Raw genomic sequence first — 16,958 nt, forward strand, 5'->3', positions numbered from 1 at the left:
AATGGAGCGACGTTCCTTTTTGAAACAAACCGCTTTGGGCGCTGCGGCGCTAGCGGCTGCACCCACTTTATTCGCTGAAGATAAGCCTAGTACTGATAAACCTGCCGAAGCGACTGCTTCTAGTCCAACTGCTATTGCAACCTTACCAGAGTTGAATTGGCGTTTAACTTCCAGTTTCCCTAAATCGCTCGATACCATTTATGGTGCTGCGGAAATTTTTGCTTCTACCTTGGAAAAACTAACTGGTGGCAAATTTAAAGTACGTGTATTTGCGGCGGGCGAAATCGTTCCCGGCTTACAAGTCTTAGATGCGGTACAAAATGGCACTGTCGAGGCAGGACACACGGCCTCTTATTATTATTTCGGTAAAGATCCTTCCTTCGCGTTTGACTGCGCCGTACCCTTCGGTTTGACCTCCCGTCAACAAACTGCATGGATGATGTACGGCAATGGCATGAAGCTCATGCGTGAGTTATTCGCCGAGTATAATGTCGTGAATTTCCTCGGTGGCAATACTGGCACACAAATGGGTGGCTGGTTCCGGAAAGAAATCAATACGGTGAAAGATTTAGAAGGCTTAAAATTCCGTGTCGGGGGCTTTGCAGGCCGTGTGCTAAGTAAGCTTGGTGTTGTGCCCCAACAAATTCCGGGTGGCGAAATCTATCCCGCTCTAGAAAAAGGCACTATTGATGCAGCAGAATGGGTTGGCCCTTATGACGATGAGAAATTAGGCTTCGGTAAGGTAGCTAAAAACTATTACACCCCAGGTTGGTGGGAAGCAGGGCCACAATTATCTTTCTATGTGAATAAAGAACAATGGGAAAAACTGCCACCGCAATATCAGGCCGCATGGGAAGCTGCTTCGCATGTAGCACACGATGATATGCAAGCCAAATATGATGCCCGTAATCCACAAGCGTTAGCTAACTTGTTGAGCGGGGATGTAAAGCTGCGTTCATTTAGTGATGAAATTATCGAAGCTAGCTTTAATGCCGCGAAAGCGACCTACGAAGAAGAGTCAGCCAAAAACGCGAAATTCAAAAAAATCTATGACGATTGGAAAGTATTCCGCAATAACCAAGCGCAGTGGTTTAATGTGGCTGAACAATCCTTTGCCAAAGCCAGTTTCAGTCGTAAGTTATAACGTCGTTCAGTAACACGATAGCCTCTAGGAATCTAGAGGCTGTCTGTCTTGTTCTGTCGCCACAGGAGGACATATTCATGTCTGCCTTACTAAAATTTTCCCAAATGATTGATGCCTTGAATGGCTATTTTGGGCGTTTCGCTAATGTATGTATTCTATTAGCCTGTGTGGTGAGTGCAACCAATGCACTCATGCGCTATGGGTTTGACTTGAGCAACAACTGGCCGTTAGAACTACAGTGGTATTTGTTTGGAACAGCAGTCATGCTAGGCGCTGCTTATACACTGCGTGAAAATGGGCACGTACGCGTCGACCTACTTTACGGCAATGTTTCCGAACGTAAGCGCTTATTTATTGACATTTTTGGCCTAATTTTCTTCCTTTTACCCGCTTGTACCCTGATTGCTTGGCTATCGTGGAAAACACTATTTTTACCTTCTTGGTCTATCCTAGAACAATCTAGCAACTCGGGGGGTCTGCCTCGTTATCCAATCAAACTCATCGTTCCATTTGGCTTTTTCTTATTAATCCTGCAAGGTCTATCCGAACTCATTAAACGCTTTGCCATGTTGCAGGGCAAAATCCAACTCAATATGCACTATGAGAAGGAGACACAATAATGTCGATTGAAATCATGCCACCGCTGATGTTTGGTGGCCTAATGCTTTTCATGGTGCTTGGCTTTCCGGTAGCCTTTTCGCTCATGGCGGTGGGTTTATTCTTTGGTTTGATTGCCATTGAGCAAGGTTTTTTTGGTACAGCCTTTTTGCAAGCCATTCCACAGCGTGTATTCGGTAGCGTTATTGCTAATGAATTATTACTCGCAATCCCGTTTTTTACCTTTATGGGTGCAATCTTGGAGAAATGCGGGCTTGCCGAAGACATGCTGGACTCGATGGGACAGTTATTCGGACGTGTTAAAGGTGGCTTAGGTTATTCAGTTATCTTCGTCGGCTTTATTCTAGGGGCAATCACAGGCACAGTAGCCGCGCAAGTCATTGCCATGGCGATGATCGCGCTGCCTGTCATGATGCGTTATCGCTATAATATGCGTTATGCGACCGGTGTCTTAGCAGCCTCTGGAACTATTACACAAATTGTTCCGCCCTCCTTAGTGTTAATCATTATGGCAGACCAATTAAAAACCCCAACTGCCAGTGCTGATGTGGGCAGTATGTATTTGGGTGCTTGGATTCCTGCCTTGATGCAAACCTCATTATTTATGCTTTACACCTTCTTACTAACCCGCATCAAGCCTGATTGGTTACCAGGTATTCCGGCCGAAGAAATTAAACTCAAAGGCAAAGCGCTATGGCTTAAAGCCATGAAAGGGATTTTACCGACAGGCATACTGATTTTCTTAGTCTTAGGCACGATTATGCTGGGTATTGCCACACCGACGGAATCTGGTGCTATGGGTGCAGTCGGAGCCGTGGTCTTAGCGGTATTACGTAACCCTGAGTTTCGTGGTAAAGACAAAATGGTGGCACGTACGGGTTTAACTGCTGCCGGTGTTACCTTAATTTTGGCTATCTTATTCACCAAAACGGGGGTGATGGGTTATGCCATTAAATTAGGCATGACGGTCTTATACATTGCCTTAGTCTATATCTTATTCCGTGCTGTACAAATTACGACTCTACGCAATCTCATTACCCAAGCCTATCATACCACGATGCGCATCACGTCGATGGTAGTATTTATTTTGATCGGCTCTACGGTATTTTCAGTCGTGTTCCAAGGTGTCGACGGTGGACGTTGGGTTGAACATCTTTTTTCAAGCTTGCCTGGCGGATGGATTGGCTTCCTAGTCATTGTGAATTTGTCGGTATTCTTCCTCGCCTTCTTCTTAGATTTCTTCGAGATTGCTTTTATTCTCGTTCCTTTACTTGCGCCGGTTGCTCAGAAAATCCTAACGCCCGTGTTATTGCCCGAATTTGGTGGTAATGAAAATGCTGCTGCTTTAGGGGCATTAGTATGGTTTGGGATTACCCTTGGGGTGAATATTCAAACCTCCTTTATGCATCCCCCCTTTGGTTTTGCGCTATTTTACTTGAGGGGAGTTGCTCCGAAAGAGGTGAAAAGTAATGACATCTATTGGGGTGCAATCCCATGGGTTGTCATCCAGCTCATTATGGTATTTGTCGTCATGTTCAATCCGAAAATGACCACTGCTTTTCTCGATAAAGGCCATGACATGATTAAGCAGGGTGGGGAATTCGATTTTAGTGTGGAGGCTAATGCTGCAAAGCCAAACTCTAATAATAACACGATGAACTTCAGCCTTGATGGTCAGAACACGAAGCCCAGCGAAGCACCTAAATCAGCAGCGCCGGATAATTCGATGAACTTTAGTCTCGATGGACAAACCGCGAAACCGGAGGAAAAACCGACTGAGGCTCCCAAAGAAGCACCCGCCAATGAGTTTAATTTCCAATTAGACAAACCGGCTGGTCAGTAAGTCCTGATAGGAGGGTAGTGCTTTTCGCACTGCCCTTTTTAGCTGTATTAGCTCAATGCACCAACATTCCTCGCTGTACAATAAACTCAATAATCGCCTGCAAACCTTGTTTGGTTTTCAGATTTGAAAACACAAACGGGCGTTCGCCACGCATTCGTTTGCTATCTGCTTCCATCACCTCCAGTGATGCCCCGACATAAGGCGCTAAATCGATTTTATTAATCACTAACAAATCGGAACGCGTAATACCAGGCCCGCCTTTACGCGGAATTTTCTCGCCTTCTGCCACATCAATCACATAAATCATTAAATCCGCGAGTTCAGGACTAAACGTTGCAGAAAGATTATCGCCACCACTTTCAATAAAAATCACATCCAAATTAGGAAAGCGCTCTTGTAAATCTTCCACAGCGGCTAGATTCATCGAGGCATCTTCACGAATGGCAGTATGCGGGCAACCCCCAGTTTCCACACCAACAATACGCTCTACTGGCAGTGCCTCACTTCGCATTAAAAACTGCGCATCTTCTTTGGTATAGATGTCGTTGGTGACCACGGCAATGTCGAACTCGTCGCGCATCGCTTTGCAAAGTGCATCCAATAACGCGGTTTTGCCCGAACCAACCGGACCACCAATTCCAACACGTAAGGGACTAGGCATAAGATTTCCTCAAGATCGAAATAAGCGAGTATATTGAGACTCATGACGGCTACTGGCGATGGCTAAGGCAAAGGAGGCCGCACCAATGTCTTCATCCGCCACTTGTAAACCCTGCTCCACCACCTCAGCTACTAAAGGACTTAATTGCTCTAATAATTTTTGCCCTTGGGTTTGCCCTAACGGTATTATTTTCACAGCCGACAGCACTAAGTTTTCCAGCCAACTCCAAACATAACCATATGCCGCTTGCTCTACAGGAATATTCCAATGCAAAGCAGCCAAGGCAAAACCAGCCGCCTGACTTTGCGCTATTAAGGGTTTCCACGTAGCCGCCCTCGGAATATCTAAAGCAATTAATAGATCACTTAAGGCGCGCCCGCGATTTTTTTCTTCAAGCTGTAATTCATAGGTTTCGCGACTCGCAAGCAATACTGTAATCCACGCTCCGGCTACTATAATATCGTCTGCACCCAAGCTGTGATAAAGACGCTGCAAAATGGGTACATCCAAATAAATCATGCCGCTATGCAATTGACTTTCGAGCCAAGCCCTTAAATCGTGAGGATTTTTAATCCAAGCGGCTTCCACTGCCCATTCAATGCCCTGTGAATACGTAAAGGATCCAATGGGTAGGGACGGACTCACCAAATGCAATAAACGCACTAAGGCAAGATTAGTGATCATGAGAATGGGCGTATGAATGAGCGTGGCTGGCTGAATAAGCCCCCGCTTCTGGCTCAAACGGAGCTTGTTCAACGATAACGGGAAGCCCCCAACCCCGTAGCATGTCATCTAAAACATGATCATGTAGATAGCGAATACGGCCTGATTCGATCTGCACAGGTACGTGACGATTACCCAAGTGATAACAAGCACGCGCCATTAACAGTGGATCGCCACAATATACAGTGGATACCGTTTCGCTGGCCGCTTCAATTTTAACAATTTCACCACTGTCAGCCTTAATATACGTCCCATGCGTCAACTGGCTGCCACGTGGCAGAAATAGCCCTGCGTCATTGCCATTGTCTAAAGTGACGCGCTGACGACTGATGATACGACGCTCATAAGGCAAAGTAAGGGTTTGTGCGGCGCTAAGGGCTTGCGTAGTAGGTAAAATGGCAATGAGTTTGAGCATGAAACAACCTTGGCTGAAAACACGGGTTTAACCCAGTATTCAGCAGGTTTCATGCCAAGCTGTAAAACACGAAACGCTGGGCTTAAGTAGCACTAAAACCCAGCAAAGCGCACACGATCAACGCGCAGCACGCACTTTATAAGTGCAATGACGGCATTATTCGCATTTAGCTAAGGCTTCTTCCGCCGCCTCAAAGCCTAGATCAATTGCACTTTGAATCCATTGCTTGCCCGTCTCAACATCCTTAGCAACACCACGGCCTTCACATAAAGAAACGCCATAGGAGGTTTGTGCTTCTGGAATATCCTGTTCTGCGGCTAACTTCCAATACTGATTCGCCATAGCGTAATCCTGCTTCACGCCTTCACCAAAGGCATAAGCGACCGCTAAACTATTTTGCGCCAAACCATAACCGCTTGCGACCGAATGCTTTAAGAGTGCCAGCGCTTTTTTATCATCTTTGGCAATGCCACGCCCATCAAAATACATATTGGCTAAATTCAACTCGGCCGCAGCATGACCCTGCAAAGCGGCTCGGCCATACCAATAGACAGCCGCAGACTCTAGTACCGGCGTACCCAAGCCATTCTCATACATGTCGCCGAGCAGGTATTGCGCTTCGGCATAATCCTTATTCGCTGCGATTTGACATTCTTTCAGTGCCAAAGCCAAATCTGGCGCCATGCCCAAACCTTCAGCATTTAAACGGCAAGTTGCATAATGTCCTTCAGGCGTATCGGTCATGGCAATCTGGCGCAATAATTCCGTTGCTCCAGCTTCGTCACCCTCTTCCAGTAATGCATTAGCACCTTCGACGGTTGCTGGTTCTTCCGTTTCCGCCGCATAACTACTATTGAACAAACTGATGGGTGTACATAACAGCACTAAACAAATGAGGCGTTTCAACATAGCGAAACCTATAAGGTATTTCAGGATCAAAGATATGGGATTGCTACCTTAAGTCAAAACTTAGCACAATAAAATGCAGGCATGACAAACGCTCGTTAAGCGCGTGCGTAACGGTAGCTGGCCTGATTTATAGCGTAATGGGTGCAGAATGCTAAAGCAATTATTGTCAGCATGGACATTCATATTAACGGTTATTGCAACTCAATGCATGACAGCGTCATACATTCAGCTATTACCTTTAGTTAAGCTGTGACGGTTTAGCATGACCATGTACAGCCTGGATTATCGGTTGGACAATTGGCATATAATTTTAATACCGTACATGCTGAGCGCCGCCCCAAGCACTGATTGCAAGCGCTGCATTACCAAATAAGATTCAATTTACGAGCGGATTCTAACGTCCTGAAAGGGTTTTATAAAAGTGTTGGATTCAAACGCCATACACTGAAGGTTAACGCGGTGGCAAAACTCACCCATGCAAGATAAGGCAATAACAATGCGCCCGCTAACGCTTTAATACGCCAAAATTGCATGAGGGTTAGAACAATTAGTACCCATAACACGATAATAATGACCATAGAAGCGAAGCCACTATTCCACTTGAAAAAAGCCCAAGACCATAGGGCATTCACGCCTAATTGCACGAGATATAGCCCCAAAGCGGTACGCGCAGCGTCGAAGCCACCACGTTCACGCCAGACCAGCCACGCAGCAATAGCCATTAATAAATAAAGGATGCTCCAAACAGGACCAAAAACGCTGGCGGGTGGTGCAAAAAACGGTTGTACTAGACTTTGATAAAAGCTCGGGGCATTCATGGAACCCCAAGCACCGATGGCCGAAGCCACGGATGTAATGACAATCCACACCAATAAACCGATCAGTTGTTTCGCAAAGGGCATTCCATTCATGTGATTTACTCCGGTATGGCTGAAACAAACAGTATAGGTCAACTACCTCCAAATACTGCTTTGGCTCATTAGATTTAGAGAAAATCAACAAGTTATAAGCGTGAAATTTATGTCTAGTTTTACGTGACCCAATCGGTAGATTCTGCGACTTAGTGCTAACAAGGCTTTGTATCAAAAAAACTCAATGACGGAGCATCGTCTAGGTTACCACTTATAACAACTCTTCAAATAGTTTAGGTGAAACACCGATTAAACGTTTAAAGTCGGTCACTGATAATCGGCTTACTTCGGCATAACTCAGGCCGTTCCTATGAGACTTCGAAGCCTTTCGCAAGCGGTCTATTTAACGCATGTAGCCTAACAACAAGGCAAACATAGCCCCCTCATTAGCCTTTTCCTGAAATTTGGTTTTCCACCCGCCATAAAGGGGCGATAATTGCTATTATAAAAATCGTATTGAATAGAATATTGATGGCAAAACCAGAGACCAAAGAGCCAACACTATCCATCACATACCAAACGATCATGGCTAACTTAAAGGCTTTAATAATCTTTATATCTTCCGCATGTAGTGCGGGCGCAATAATACCGTAACTAATGATTGCTACTGCCATTAACAGACCTGAACCAATCGCTGATAGCCACTGAACCTGTGGTGTTAGGGGTTGAGCTATCTGGTTTAGCTCACCGGCGGACAAGCTCAAAATAAAACGGGCTGGCCAATTTAATAACTCAAAAGGCGCTAAGCCCCATAACAAAGCATAGCCGCCCAAAATCATGGCTACTATCTGCATGAACTGGGCGCGTTTTTCTAAACTCATGATCTGACTCCTAATGCAGTGATTGTAGGAGTGTAGAAAACAGAATGCGTTCAAACAATTACCTCATAGGTAAGTGTTTTGCTTAACTCAAAGCTGGCATAATCCAGTTCATGAAAAAATCTTTTGCCAGTTTATTACGCCAATGGCGACAAACTAAACGCTATAGCCAATTACAATTGGCTACTGAATTAGATATTTCCAGTCGCCACTTGAGCTTTTTAGAAACTGGCCGTTCTCAACCTAGTCGTGAGATGATCCTGAAAATCGCACTATTTTTGCTAGTGCCTAAAACTGAACTTAATCAAGCATTATTGGCTGCGGGTTATGCACCCATTTATTTCGATCAGCACAGCACATCTGATTTACAGCCTGCGTTAGATGCTATTGAGTTAATGCTTGCCAAGCATTTACCCTATCCTGCTTTAGTCTTTAACCCAGATTGGGATATAGTCAATGCCAATAGTGCTGCGCAAGCCTTGCTTGGAAAATTTAATTATCAGACCACTAATTTTATTGAATTTTTAATAGAAGACCATTTAAGAAACAAGCACATTATCAATTGGTTAGAGACAGCCAAACATATCCTACAACGCATTCACCAAAAAACCATGTCTCATGGCATTTCGGAAAAACTGGCTCAGTTAGAAAAACAATTAGCCGCGTGCATAACAAAACATTTCCACCATCCCACACACAGCGACAACCCCATTATTTTAAGTACCCAATTGCAAGTTGATCATCACACCTTGTCCTTCTTTTCAATTTTAGCTCAATTAAGCTCAGTGCAAGATTTGACCGTGAGTGAGTATATGATCGAGTTAATGTTTCCGGCCGATCAAAATACCACGTTGTGGTATAAGCCCTAACGCTTATCGCGTTGACAGTGCAGTCAGATATTACTTTTGCTGGCGTAAATAACGCGTAACGAGTGTATCTAATTGTTGAGCGAAGAGTTTACGATCTTGTTGGCTTAAAGGATCAGGGCCACCGGAGTGAATACCACTACTGCGTAGCGTTTCCATAAAGTCACGCATGGTTAAACGCGCTTTTATGGTGTCTAGCGAATACAGCTCACCACGCGGATTTAAAGCCATAGCACCTTTAGCCAACACTTCGGATGCTAGTGGAATATCAGCGGTAATCACCAAATCGCCAGCTTGAGCCCGTTTAACAATCTCATCGTCTGCGACATCAAAACCAGAGCCTACTTGCAGGGTACGAATATTGGCGAGCTTCGGAACACGTATAGCTTGATTAGCGACCAAGGTCAGTGCTAGACCGGTGCGCTCAGCACTGCGAAACAATATCTCTTTGATCACCACCGGACACGCATCCGCATCGACCCAAATGTGCATAACCTACTCCCACGCTTGTAAAAATTGCTACCAATCACTACTAGACTATCCGTTTTATAAAATTTTCAAATAAGAACCGCCACTGTACCCAAGCATACGCTAAGAACCCGCCAATGCTTGAACCATTATTTTGCTTATCAGGGTTCGTGCAAATCATCGCAAGGATTGCTGTGCTATTAGGACATGGTTCATCTTAGAACCATTATGCTTTGTGCTGGAAATCCCTGACTACATGACTATTGATTTATACAATTTAAACTGCGTCATTCCAGCAAGCATTTCATCTGACTGGCGTGTCATTGCGTAAGTAAAGTCACAATAGGGTGGACTTTGTGATGGAAACAGGAGCATAACGTTGATTGACGAAAACATTAAAACTGAAATTCTAAGAAGACTTCAGGCAGCGGAAACAGAACATGGCGTTAAGGTATTGTATGCTATTGAATCAGGTAGTCGTGCATGGGGATTTGCATCGCCTAATAGCGATTATGATGTCAGGTTCATTTATGCTCACCCCAAAGATTGGTATGTAGCCGTCGATTTAGAAGAAAAAAGAGATGTTATCGAATATGACATCGTGGACGATATTGATATTAATGGTTGGGATGTGAGAAAGGCATTGCGGCTTTTTAACAAGTCGAATCCAGCTTTTATAGAATGGTTACAATCTCCTATTGTCTATGTAGAAAATGGAAGTTTTGCTCAGCAAGCAAGGAAGCTAATGCCTGCAATCTATTCGATTGAGAAGGGCATTTATCATTATCGCAGCATGGCTAAAACAACTTATCGCACGCATTTAAAAGCTGATCAGGTTCATTTGAAAAAGTATTTTTATGCACTGAGACCCCTGCTCTCTATTAGGTGGCTTGAGCAATACCAAGCACCCGCACCGATTGAATTTGCTAAATTGCGTACACTCCTCGCTGATAATCAAACGCTGAATGCTCAGATAGAGCATTTACTGGAAAGAAAGAAGCAAAGCTTAGAAAAAGAGTTTTCTGCACCGGTTAGCGAGATAAACGCGTTTATAGAAAGCGAACTGGCGCAGGTGGAAAAGTATGGTGAACACCCAAGTTCGAGTGTAAACAAGATGCCACTGCTTAATAGCTTGTTTCATGAGGTATTGAGGCAACAGTAGAACCATATTCTAGGCAAACGTAGCCACTGAGCCATATAAGGCTTTTTTGTATCAGCACTGGAAACCATTACATCAAACTTTCGGCTGAGAAACTTTGATAAGAAAGCAAGGCGACACTACTTTCTTAAGAGGCTAGTGCTTGCCATGTGCCTCACCAATCCATGCTACACTCAATGCATCGCCAAACAACACGCCAGCACAATGATTCAAGCTTCAGCAGACCGTAAAAAACTTCCGATTGGTATACAAACCCTTAGCCAAATACGTGAAGGGAATTACTACTATGTGGATAAGACTGCTTTAGCGGTCAAGTTATCGAAAGAGGGTAAACATTACTTTCTTTCTCGTCCGCGCCGCTTTGGTAAAAGTCTGTTTTTGGATACTTTGAAAGAACTGTTTGAAGGCAATGAGTCTTTATTCAAAGGCTTGGCGGCTAAGACGCAATGGGACTGGTCGGTCAAATACCCTGTATTGCGTTTTAGTTTTGGTGGAAATAATTACAGCCAACAGGGTTATTTAGAAGCAGATTTAAAAGAGCAACTGACAGCATTGGAAAAGCAGTACCATTTTACTGCTGATGGCACAACTTGCGCAGGTCGCTTTAAAAGTTTGATCTTACATCTTGAACAGCAATTCAAGAAAACAGTAGTCGTTCTGATCGATGAATACGACAAGCCCATTTTAGATGCTCTACTCAACCCCGAAGTTGCCAAAGCCAATCGTGATTTCTTGCGTGGCTTTTACGGCACGATTAAGGACTATGACGCCCACATTAAATTTAGCTTTTTAACAGGTGTGAGTAAGTTCTCCAAAGTGAGTCTATTTTCAGGTTTGAATAATTTAAAAGATATTACCCTTGATGCGCGTTATGCCACGATTTGCGGTTATACCGATCAGGACATTGATACGGTGTTTGTGCCTGAACTGACGGGCTTAGATCGGGATGAAATTCGCGCTTGGTATAATGGGTATCATTGGTTAGGCGAAGGGGTTTATAATCCTTTTGATGTATTATTGCTGTTTGATACGCGCTTATTTGATAACTACTGGTTTGAAACAGGCACGCCAATTTTTCTGATTGATCTGCTATTTAAGCGACAAATTCCTAGTTTACGTTTAGAGAATATGTTCAGCAGCAGTGATATGTTATCCAGCTTTGATGTGGAGCATATTGATACCGAAGCCTTATTATTCCAAACAGGTTATCTCACGATTAAAAAGCAAGAGAATATTGGTGGACAATTCTTTTATACACTGGGCTATCCCAATCGTGAAATTGCCCAAAGCTTAAATACTCGTTTGCTCTCTGCCTTAGTGTAAGATAAGGCTAAACAGACTTTGCAAACGGTTCAGTTATATCATTTATTGGAAGTGAATGATTTTGATGGCTTAAAACAATTATTTCACAGCTTCTTCGCTAGCATTCCCTTTCACTGGTATTCCAATAATGAGATTCAACAGTATGAAGGTTATTACGCCAGTGTGTTTTATTCCTACTTTGCCTCACTGGGCTTAAATGTCACGGTGGAAGACTGTACTAATTTAGGTCGGATTGATATGACTTTGCTATTTAACCAGCAAGTGTATTTATTTGAATTTAAAGTGGTGGAGTTAGTACCTGAAGGCAAGGCTTTGCTGCAGATTAAAGCTAAAGGCTATGCGGAAAAATATGCGACACTCAAACAGCCGATTCATTTGATTGGCGTAGAGTTTAGTAAGGACAGTCGGAATATTGTGGGGTTTGTGGTGGAGCAAAGCAGTGTTTAAAGTGTCAGGTTGGACTTGGCCAAAACACATTCAAACCCTTTCAGGTATTGCTTTCGATCAGCAAGATGCAAATCTGTTCCTTGTTGAGGATGCCCATTTACGAGCGGATGCGCTCAAACACTCTATTTTACCACGTTTGCGTATAGTGATGAATGTCGCGATTTCTCTTATCCGCAAGATTTACAATGTAGAGGTGCTTGATGACTCCATCATTAGTGCCTATCCAAATTTTCGGCAGAAACGCGAGCACGAGCTTCAGATCAAGTATGAAAATGCATTTGTTGGCATAGGTGGACAGCGCAAGAAAAAATGGTTTGGCCTAGCGCGTAAGGATGGCAAACCTGTTCAAATCCTACCATTTCGTTTTGCTTTTATGCTTCATCATAAAGGCATTTGCACATTTTTAGAAAATGGTTGGCTAAAAGGATTGGATGTCCCAACCTCGGAAAAATTACTTCGTTTCCATATTGAGAACGAACATAAAATCAATCCTTTATGTTTTGAGGCTCGTATGAGACCTAGTGTAATCTGCTCAGATACTTTGCCGCTGATGGCTTCCCTATTTGATCAATATGAATTTCGTATCCAGCATCAACTTTATGACAACCACTTCGTTGGGTTTGATTATCCTCTGCCTGTTTTAGGATCGAGCTTGGTAGAAGTAGTCCATAATTTTGTCTGTTTCTTCCCAGTATATGATTCTTACCTGCAAATATCCCAAGGCTCAGCTGATCGGCTTGATGAGTTGATTGTCAAGTTATCTCATTGGCTGCAACAGCATTTAGATGGCATGGAGGCAATAAGCAATTCAACGGAACAAAGTACAACTATCTTCGATGCGGTTAAATCGGCTGAATCCAAGGCTCGTGTCATGCCCGCATTACGTTGGCAGATATTTCAACGTGATCACTGGAAATGTGTGGCTTGTGGTCGGCGCTCTCACGATGGAGCAATACTTCATGTTGATCACATTATTCCTCGTTCGCACGGTGGCTCTGATAAGCTCGAAAACCTCCAAACCCTTTGTAATATTTGCAATATTGGCAAAAGTAATAGAGATACCACAGACCTTCGTAATCTAGACTAACAAACTGTCGAAAAGAAGACATTAGCTGTCTATAAAACATGATCTGCATTTAACTCAATAACGCTAAACCTTAAAACAAAAAATACCGCTGCGCTAATGGTAATTCTGTTGCTGGCTCACATACCAACAACTCCCCATCGGCCCTCACCTGATAAGTCTGTGAATCGACTTCAATCACCGGCTGATAATCGTTGTGAATCATGCTGGCCTTGCTAATCGTGCGGCAATTTTTCACCACACCGATTTGGCTTTGCAGCCCCAATTGCTGATGCACACCTGCGCTAAACGCGGCTTGGGAAAGGAAAGTCATGGTGGTGGCGTGACAAGCTTTGCCGAATGCGCCGAACATTTTGCGGTAATGCACCGGTTGTGTGGTGGGAATCGACGCATTTGGATCGCCCATAGGCGCGGCGATAATCATCCCACCTTTAAGGATAAGACTAGGTTTTGCCCCGAAAAAAGCAGGTTTCCACAAGACCAAATCCGCGAGTTTGCCTACTTCGACCGAGCCGATTTCGTGCGCGATGCCGTGGGTAATCGCGGGGTTAATGGTGTATTTCGCCACATAGCGTTTGGCGCGGAAATTATCGTGACTGGCAGGATCGGAGGCCAAACTACCGCGCTGCACTTTCATTTTATGCGCGGTTTGCCACGTACGGATAATGACTTCACCCACACGCCCCATCGCTTGCGAATCCGATGAAATCATCGAAAATGCGCCAAGATCGTGCAAAATATCTTCGGCGGCAATGGTTTCACGGCGGATACGACTTTCCGCGAAGGCAACATCTTCGGGTATCGAGGATGATAAATGATGGCAGACCATGAGCATATCCAAATGCTCATCCACGGTATTAATGGTATAAGGGCGAGTAGGATTGGTTGAAGACGGTAAAATATTCGGCAAGCCTGCTGCTTTAATAATATCAGGGGCATGCCCACCGCCTGCGCCTTCAGTATGATAAGTGTGAATCACACGCCCTTTGATGGCGGCAAGCGTATCTTCCACAAAGCCCGATTCATTCAAGGTATCGGTATGAATGGCAACCTGTACATCCAGCTCATCCGCCACGCTTAAACAATTATCAATCGCCGCAGGAGTCGTTCCCCAGTCCTCGTGTAGCTTTAAACCGATCGCACCTGCACGCACTTGTTCACGCAAAGGCTCAGGCAAACTAGCATTACCCTTGCCTAAGAAACCTAGATTCATGGGGAAGCTATCGGCTGCTTCCAACATACGGTGCATATTCCAAATGCCAGGGGTGCAAGTGGTGGCATTTGTGCCTGTCGCTGGCCCCGTCCCCCCGCCGATCATGGTGGTAACACCCGACATTAAAGCCTCTTCGATTTGCTGCGGGCAAATAAAGTGAATATGCGAATCAATCCCGCCTGCGGTGATAATATGCCCTTCGCCTGCAATCGCTTCTGTACCCGCGCCCACTAAAATCGTCACACCCGCTTGTGTATCAGGATTGCCCGCTTTTCCAATGCCGACAATACGCCCGTGTTTAATACCAATATCGGCTTTAACAATCCCCCAATGATCCAAAATCAACGCATTAGTAATCACCACGTCGACCACTTCCGCATCATTACGCTGGCATTGCCCCATGCCGTCACGAATCACTTTGCCGCCGCCGAACTTGACCTCATCGCCATAAACGGTGTGATCGTATTCGACTTGGATAATGAGTGCGGTATCGCCCAAACGCACACGGTCGCCAGTGGTTACGCCGTACATTTCGGCATAGGCTTGTCGGCTGATTTTCATGCTAATTTCCCCATGATTTTGCCTTGGAAACCGTAGACTTCGCGTGTGCCAGCAAAGGCTACCAATTCCACTTCGCGAGTTTGCCCCGGCTCGAACCTGACGGCAGTTCCGGCGGGAATATTGAGGCGGAAGCCACATGCTTTGGCGCGCTCAAACTGCAAAGCGTTATTGGTTTCAAAAAAATGGTAATGCGAGCCAACCTGAATCGGGCGGTCACCGGTATTCGCAACCTTCAAGGTCACCGTATCGCGCCCTACATTAAGTTCGATCTCGCCCTCAGCGGGGAATAATTGTCCGGGGATCATGGCTTTACTCCTTACACAATGGGATCGTGTACCGTGACGAGTTTGGTACCATCAGGAAATGTCGCTTCAATCTGTACTTCGTGAATCATCTCAGGAATCCCCTCCATCACATCATCACGCGTCAGTAAGCTACGCCCGTAATCCATCATTTCCGCCACGGACTTGCCATCGCGTGCGCCTTCCATAATTGCGCAACTAATATAGGCAATTGCTTCAGGATAATTCAGTTTTAGCCCACGGGCTTTGCGCCGTTCTGCCAATAAGCCAGCAGTAAAAAGGAGTAATTTATCTTTCTCGCGAGGGGTGAGTTCCATATAGCCTCCTAGGTATTCCAGATGCGCGGTGCCGTGGCTACGTGACCGTTGACCGCGGGTCGAATTGCTTGCCAAATCGTGCGGAATAAACGATGTGCTTGCGCTGTGCTATTGCCCAAATAACGCACGATTAATACACCATTCAATAGCGTGACCCCAGCGGTGCCAAGTGCGACTCCTTCACAAAAAGGTTGCACCGTTTCCAGTAGCTCCGGAGAAACGGGCGTCGCTAACAAAGTTGCAAACACAGGCTGCCCACGCAAACCCGCTGCACTGAATAAATCGCGCTCGCCATTCACTACCAAGCGATCCAATAACAAAGGCTTAGCATCACGGTACAAAGCGGTTTTAAACACAACTTTCCCTGGTTGGAATGTCTCCCCAATAACGGGACGTCCCAAGCAATACACTTCCCAACCGATGTACTGTGCTGAACCTTGCAAATGGATCGTGCTCGTTAATACGGCTTGTGCATTGGGGAAAAAAATCGTTTCTTGTGGTAACCACTCCAAACAAGCGTCGTTGACATGAAACTGCTGATGCTGCGCGGCTTGCAAACCAGCCGAGCGATAAAATTTGCTAGCCCCCGGCGTCGTTAATAAAGCATGAGCATGCGGCTCAACCTTAAAATGCAGATGCAACGCATCCCCACCCACTACGCCCCCTGGTGGATGCAACACATAAGCATGGCAAACCCCCGCTTCAGGATAAAAAGGGCGCTGGATGGCTAAAGGGCCACGTTGGTGACGTTTAGCTAAGACTGTTTTATTGGAGCGCTGCGTGAACTCAAGTCTTAGTTCGGCTTGCCAGCCAGATTCGCCTGAAGGTAAGGCTTTAATCACGGCGCTGCTCAGCCCGCCGCTCTAAAACCTTACTAATCCAAGTGGCGAGCATCCATGCACCAATAATGACCGGCACCACCATGAGTCCATGCATCACCCAATGACTTAGCTCATGGCTGGTTTCAGAATGTGCCCATAAGCCGGTATGCGCATAAACACGAGGTGCGATGCTTAATAGCACGCTAGTGAGAACCCAAAGAAAGCTTTTGAACATTCGATAAACTCCTTAAGCAACAAGCTTAATCATGGCTGTTAAGGCTTATCGAAGCAGATTTTGTGCCAATTTTCTGACAATGCGTTTATGAAGAGGCATAGGTTTGCCAAAGTGCGCACT

18 protein-coding genes and 1 pseudogene are annotated in these 16,958 nt (G+C 45.1%); 7 read left to right on the forward strand and 12 right to left on the reverse strand.

The genetic code is table 11. The features are described from left to right. Position 1: 1 nt before the first annotated feature. From A3IE_RS0103380 to A3IE_RS19765, 3 genes are all read left to right on the forward strand, one after another. Positions 2 to 1,144, forward strand: a complete 1,143-nt coding sequence (locus A3IE_RS0103380; protein WP_020394177.1) for a TRAP transporter substrate-binding protein — start codon at positions 2 to 4, stop codon at positions 1,142 to 1,144. Positions 1,145 to 1,221: 77 nt separating this feature from the next. Then, positions 1,222 to 1,764 (forward strand): TRAP transporter small permease subunit, encoded by a 543-nt coding sequence (locus tag A3IE_RS0103385; protein ID WP_020394178.1) that lies wholly within the window; start codon positions 1,222 to 1,224, stop codon positions 1,762 to 1,764. Then, entirely contained in the window at positions 1,764 to 3,605 is a 1,842-nt protein-coding gene (locus A3IE_RS19765; protein WP_020394179.1) for a TRAP transporter large permease, read from the forward strand. Before A3IE_RS0103385 ends, A3IE_RS19765 begins: the two co-directional genes overlap by 1 nt. Positions 3,606 to 3,657: 52 nt before the next feature. Here A3IE_RS19765 and ureG read toward each other — a convergent pair whose 3' ends face one another. The 6 genes from ureG to A3IE_RS0103420 form a co-directional block, all read right to left on the reverse strand. After that, positions 3,658 to 4,266: an urease accessory protein UreG gene (gene ureG / locus A3IE_RS0103395; protein ID WP_020394180.1), complete on the reverse strand. Its 609-nt coding sequence runs from the start codon at positions 4,264 to 4,266 to the stop codon at positions 3,658 to 3,660. A 9-nt stretch (positions 4,267 to 4,275) separates the two neighbouring features. Continuing rightward, positions 4,276 to 4,950, reverse strand: a complete 675-nt coding sequence (locus tag A3IE_RS0103400; protein WP_020394181.1) for an urease accessory protein UreF — start codon at positions 4,948 to 4,950, stop codon at positions 4,276 to 4,278. Continuing rightward, positions 4,940 to 5,404 (reverse strand): urease accessory protein UreE, encoded by a 465-nt coding sequence (gene ureE / locus A3IE_RS0103405; RefSeq protein ID WP_020394182.1) that lies wholly within the window; start codon positions 5,402 to 5,404, stop codon positions 4,940 to 4,942. The genes A3IE_RS0103400 and ureE overlap by 11 nt, the downstream gene beginning before the upstream one ends. A gap of 156 nt (positions 5,405 to 5,560) precedes the next feature. Beyond that, positions 5,561 to 6,313 (reverse strand): tetratricopeptide repeat protein, encoded by a 753-nt coding sequence (locus A3IE_RS19770; RefSeq protein ID WP_020394183.1) that lies wholly within the window; start codon positions 6,311 to 6,313, stop codon positions 5,561 to 5,563. A 413-nt stretch (positions 6,314 to 6,726) separates the two neighbouring features. After that, positions 6,727 to 7,224, reverse strand: a complete 498-nt coding sequence (locus tag A3IE_RS0103415) for a TspO/MBR family protein (protein ID WP_020394184.1) — start codon at positions 7,222 to 7,224, stop codon at positions 6,727 to 6,729. A gap of 386 nt (positions 7,225 to 7,610) precedes the next feature. After that, on the reverse strand, positions 7,611 to 8,045 hold the full coding sequence (locus A3IE_RS0103420; protein WP_020394185.1) for a hypothetical protein: 435 nt from the start codon (positions 8,043 to 8,045) through the stop codon (positions 7,611 to 7,613). Positions 8,046 to 8,155: 110 nt separating this feature from the next. Between A3IE_RS0103420 and A3IE_RS0103425 the strand changes: the two genes are divergently transcribed. Continuing rightward, positions 8,156 to 8,911: a helix-turn-helix domain-containing protein gene (locus A3IE_RS0103425; RefSeq protein WP_020394186.1), complete on the forward strand. Its 756-nt coding sequence runs from the start codon at positions 8,156 to 8,158 to the stop codon at positions 8,909 to 8,911. A 30-nt stretch (positions 8,912 to 8,941) separates the two neighbouring features. On the opposite strand, the gene A3IE_RS0103430 is transcribed toward A3IE_RS0103425, so the two are convergent. After that, positions 8,942 to 9,400: a YaiI/YqxD family protein gene (locus A3IE_RS0103430; protein WP_020394187.1), complete on the reverse strand. Its 459-nt coding sequence runs from the start codon at positions 9,398 to 9,400 to the stop codon at positions 8,942 to 8,944. 355 nt (positions 9,401 to 9,755) lie between these two features. Here A3IE_RS0103430 and A3IE_RS0103435 point away from each other — a divergent pair, with 355 nt between their 5' ends. The 3 genes and pseudogenes from A3IE_RS0103435 (at position 9,756) to A3IE_RS21845 (ending at position 13,392) form a co-directional block, all read left to right on the forward strand. Next, positions 9,756 to 10,538 (forward strand): nucleotidyltransferase domain-containing protein, encoded by a 783-nt coding sequence (locus tag A3IE_RS0103435; protein WP_020394188.1) that lies wholly within the window; start codon positions 9,756 to 9,758, stop codon positions 10,536 to 10,538. 201 nt (positions 10,539 to 10,739) lie between these two features. Next, positions 10,740 to 12,305: pseudogene (locus A3IE_RS21590) on the forward strand (ATP-binding protein). Continuing rightward, a complete protein-coding gene (locus A3IE_RS21845) occupies positions 12,298 to 13,392 on the forward strand; it encodes an HNH endonuclease (protein ID WP_020394191.1) in 1,095 nt (364 codons plus the stop codon). Before A3IE_RS21590 ends, A3IE_RS21845 begins: the two are co-directional and overlap by 8 nt. Positions 13,393 to 13,462: 70 nt before the next feature. On the opposite strand, the gene ureC is transcribed toward A3IE_RS21845, so the two are convergent. The 5 genes from ureC to A3IE_RS0103470 are packed head-to-tail and all read right to left on the reverse strand — an operon-like array spanning position 13,463 to position 16,838. Beyond that, the gene (gene ureC, locus A3IE_RS0103450) at positions 13,463 to 15,163 is read right to left on the reverse strand and encodes an urease subunit alpha (protein WP_020394192.1); all 1,701 of its coding nucleotides are present in this window, start codon (positions 15,161 to 15,163) and stop codon (positions 13,463 to 13,465) included. Then, complete coding sequence (locus tag A3IE_RS0103455) at positions 15,160 to 15,468, reverse strand: urease subunit beta (RefSeq protein ID WP_020394193.1); 309 nt, start codon at positions 15,466 to 15,468, stop codon at positions 15,160 to 15,162. The genes ureC and A3IE_RS0103455 overlap by 4 nt, the downstream gene beginning before the upstream one ends. Before the next feature lie 11 nt (positions 15,469 to 15,479). Then, positions 15,480 to 15,782 carry an urease subunit gamma gene (ureA, locus tag A3IE_RS0103460; protein WP_020394194.1) on the reverse strand — a complete coding sequence of 101 codons (303 nt, stop codon included), beginning with the start codon at positions 15,780 to 15,782 and terminating at the stop codon, positions 15,480 to 15,482. Between the two features lie 8 nt (positions 15,783 to 15,790). Continuing rightward, the gene (locus A3IE_RS0103465; RefSeq protein ID WP_020394195.1) at positions 15,791 to 16,624 is read right to left on the reverse strand and encodes an urease accessory protein UreD; all 834 of its coding nucleotides are present in this window, start codon (positions 16,622 to 16,624) and stop codon (positions 15,791 to 15,793) included. Continuing rightward, the gene (locus A3IE_RS0103470; protein ID WP_020394196.1) at positions 16,617 to 16,838 is read right to left on the reverse strand and encodes a hypothetical protein; all 222 of its coding nucleotides are present in this window, start codon (positions 16,836 to 16,838) and stop codon (positions 16,617 to 16,619) included. The genes A3IE_RS0103465 and A3IE_RS0103470 overlap by 8 nt, the downstream gene beginning before the upstream one ends. Positions 16,839 to 16,958 lie beyond the last annotated feature (120 nt).

This window comes from Thiolinea disciformis DSM 14473 (assembly GCF_000371925.1).
Classification (GTDB): Bacteria; Pseudomonadota; Gammaproteobacteria; order Thiotrichales; family Thiotrichaceae; genus Thiolinea; species Thiolinea disciformis.

Bases quoted from the DNA above. Each gene is read 5' to 3' on its own strand.
- ureC (WP_020394192.1), bottom strand. From the start codon at position 15,163: ATGAAAATCAGCCGACAAGCCTATGCCGAAATGTACGGCGTAACCACT.
- A3IE_RS0103455 (WP_020394193.1), bottom strand. From the start codon at position 15,468: ATGATCCCCGGACAATTATTCCCCGCTGAGGGCGAGATCGAACTTAAT.
- A3IE_RS0103385 (WP_020394178.1), top strand. From the start codon at position 1,222: ATGTCTGCCTTACTAAAATTTTCCCAAATGATTGATGCCTTGAATGGC.
- A3IE_RS0103430 (WP_020394187.1), bottom strand. From the start codon at position 9,400: ATGCACATTTGGGTCGATGCGGATGCGTGTCCGGTGGTGATCAAAGAG.
- A3IE_RS0103400 (WP_020394181.1), bottom strand. From the start codon at position 4,950: ATGATCACTAATCTTGCCTTAGTGCGTTTATTGCATTTGGTGAGTCCG.
- ureE (WP_020394182.1), bottom strand. From the start codon at position 5,404: ATGCTCAAACTCATTGCCATTTTACCTACTACGCAAGCCCTTAGCGCC.
- ureG (WP_020394180.1), bottom strand. From the start codon at position 4,266: ATGCCTAGTCCCTTACGTGTTGGAATTGGTGGTCCGGTTGGTTCGGGC.
- A3IE_RS0103470 (WP_020394196.1), bottom strand. From the start codon at position 16,838: ATGTTCAAAAGCTTTCTTTGGGTTCTCACTAGCGTGCTATTAAGCATC.
- A3IE_RS19765 (WP_020394179.1), top strand. From the start codon at position 1,764: ATGTCGATTGAAATCATGCCACCGCTGATGTTTGGTGGCCTAATGCTT.
- ureA (WP_020394194.1), bottom strand. From the start codon at position 15,782: ATGGAACTCACCCCTCGCGAGAAAGATAAATTACTCCTTTTTACTGCT.
- A3IE_RS0103425 (WP_020394186.1), top strand. From the start codon at position 8,156: ATGAAAAAATCTTTTGCCAGTTTATTACGCCAATGGCGACAAACTAAA.
- A3IE_RS0103380 (WP_020394177.1), top strand. From the start codon at position 2: ATGGAGCGACGTTCCTTTTTGAAACAAACCGCTTTGGGCGCTGCGGCG.
- A3IE_RS19770 (WP_020394183.1), bottom strand. From the start codon at position 6,313: ATGTTGAAACGCCTCATTTGTTTAGTGCTGTTATGTACACCCATCAGT.
- A3IE_RS0103415 (WP_020394184.1), bottom strand. From the start codon at position 7,224: ATGAATGGAATGCCCTTTGCGAAACAACTGATCGGTTTATTGGTGTGG.
- A3IE_RS0103420 (WP_020394185.1), bottom strand. From the start codon at position 8,045: ATGAGTTTAGAAAAACGCGCCCAGTTCATGCAGATAGTAGCCATGATT.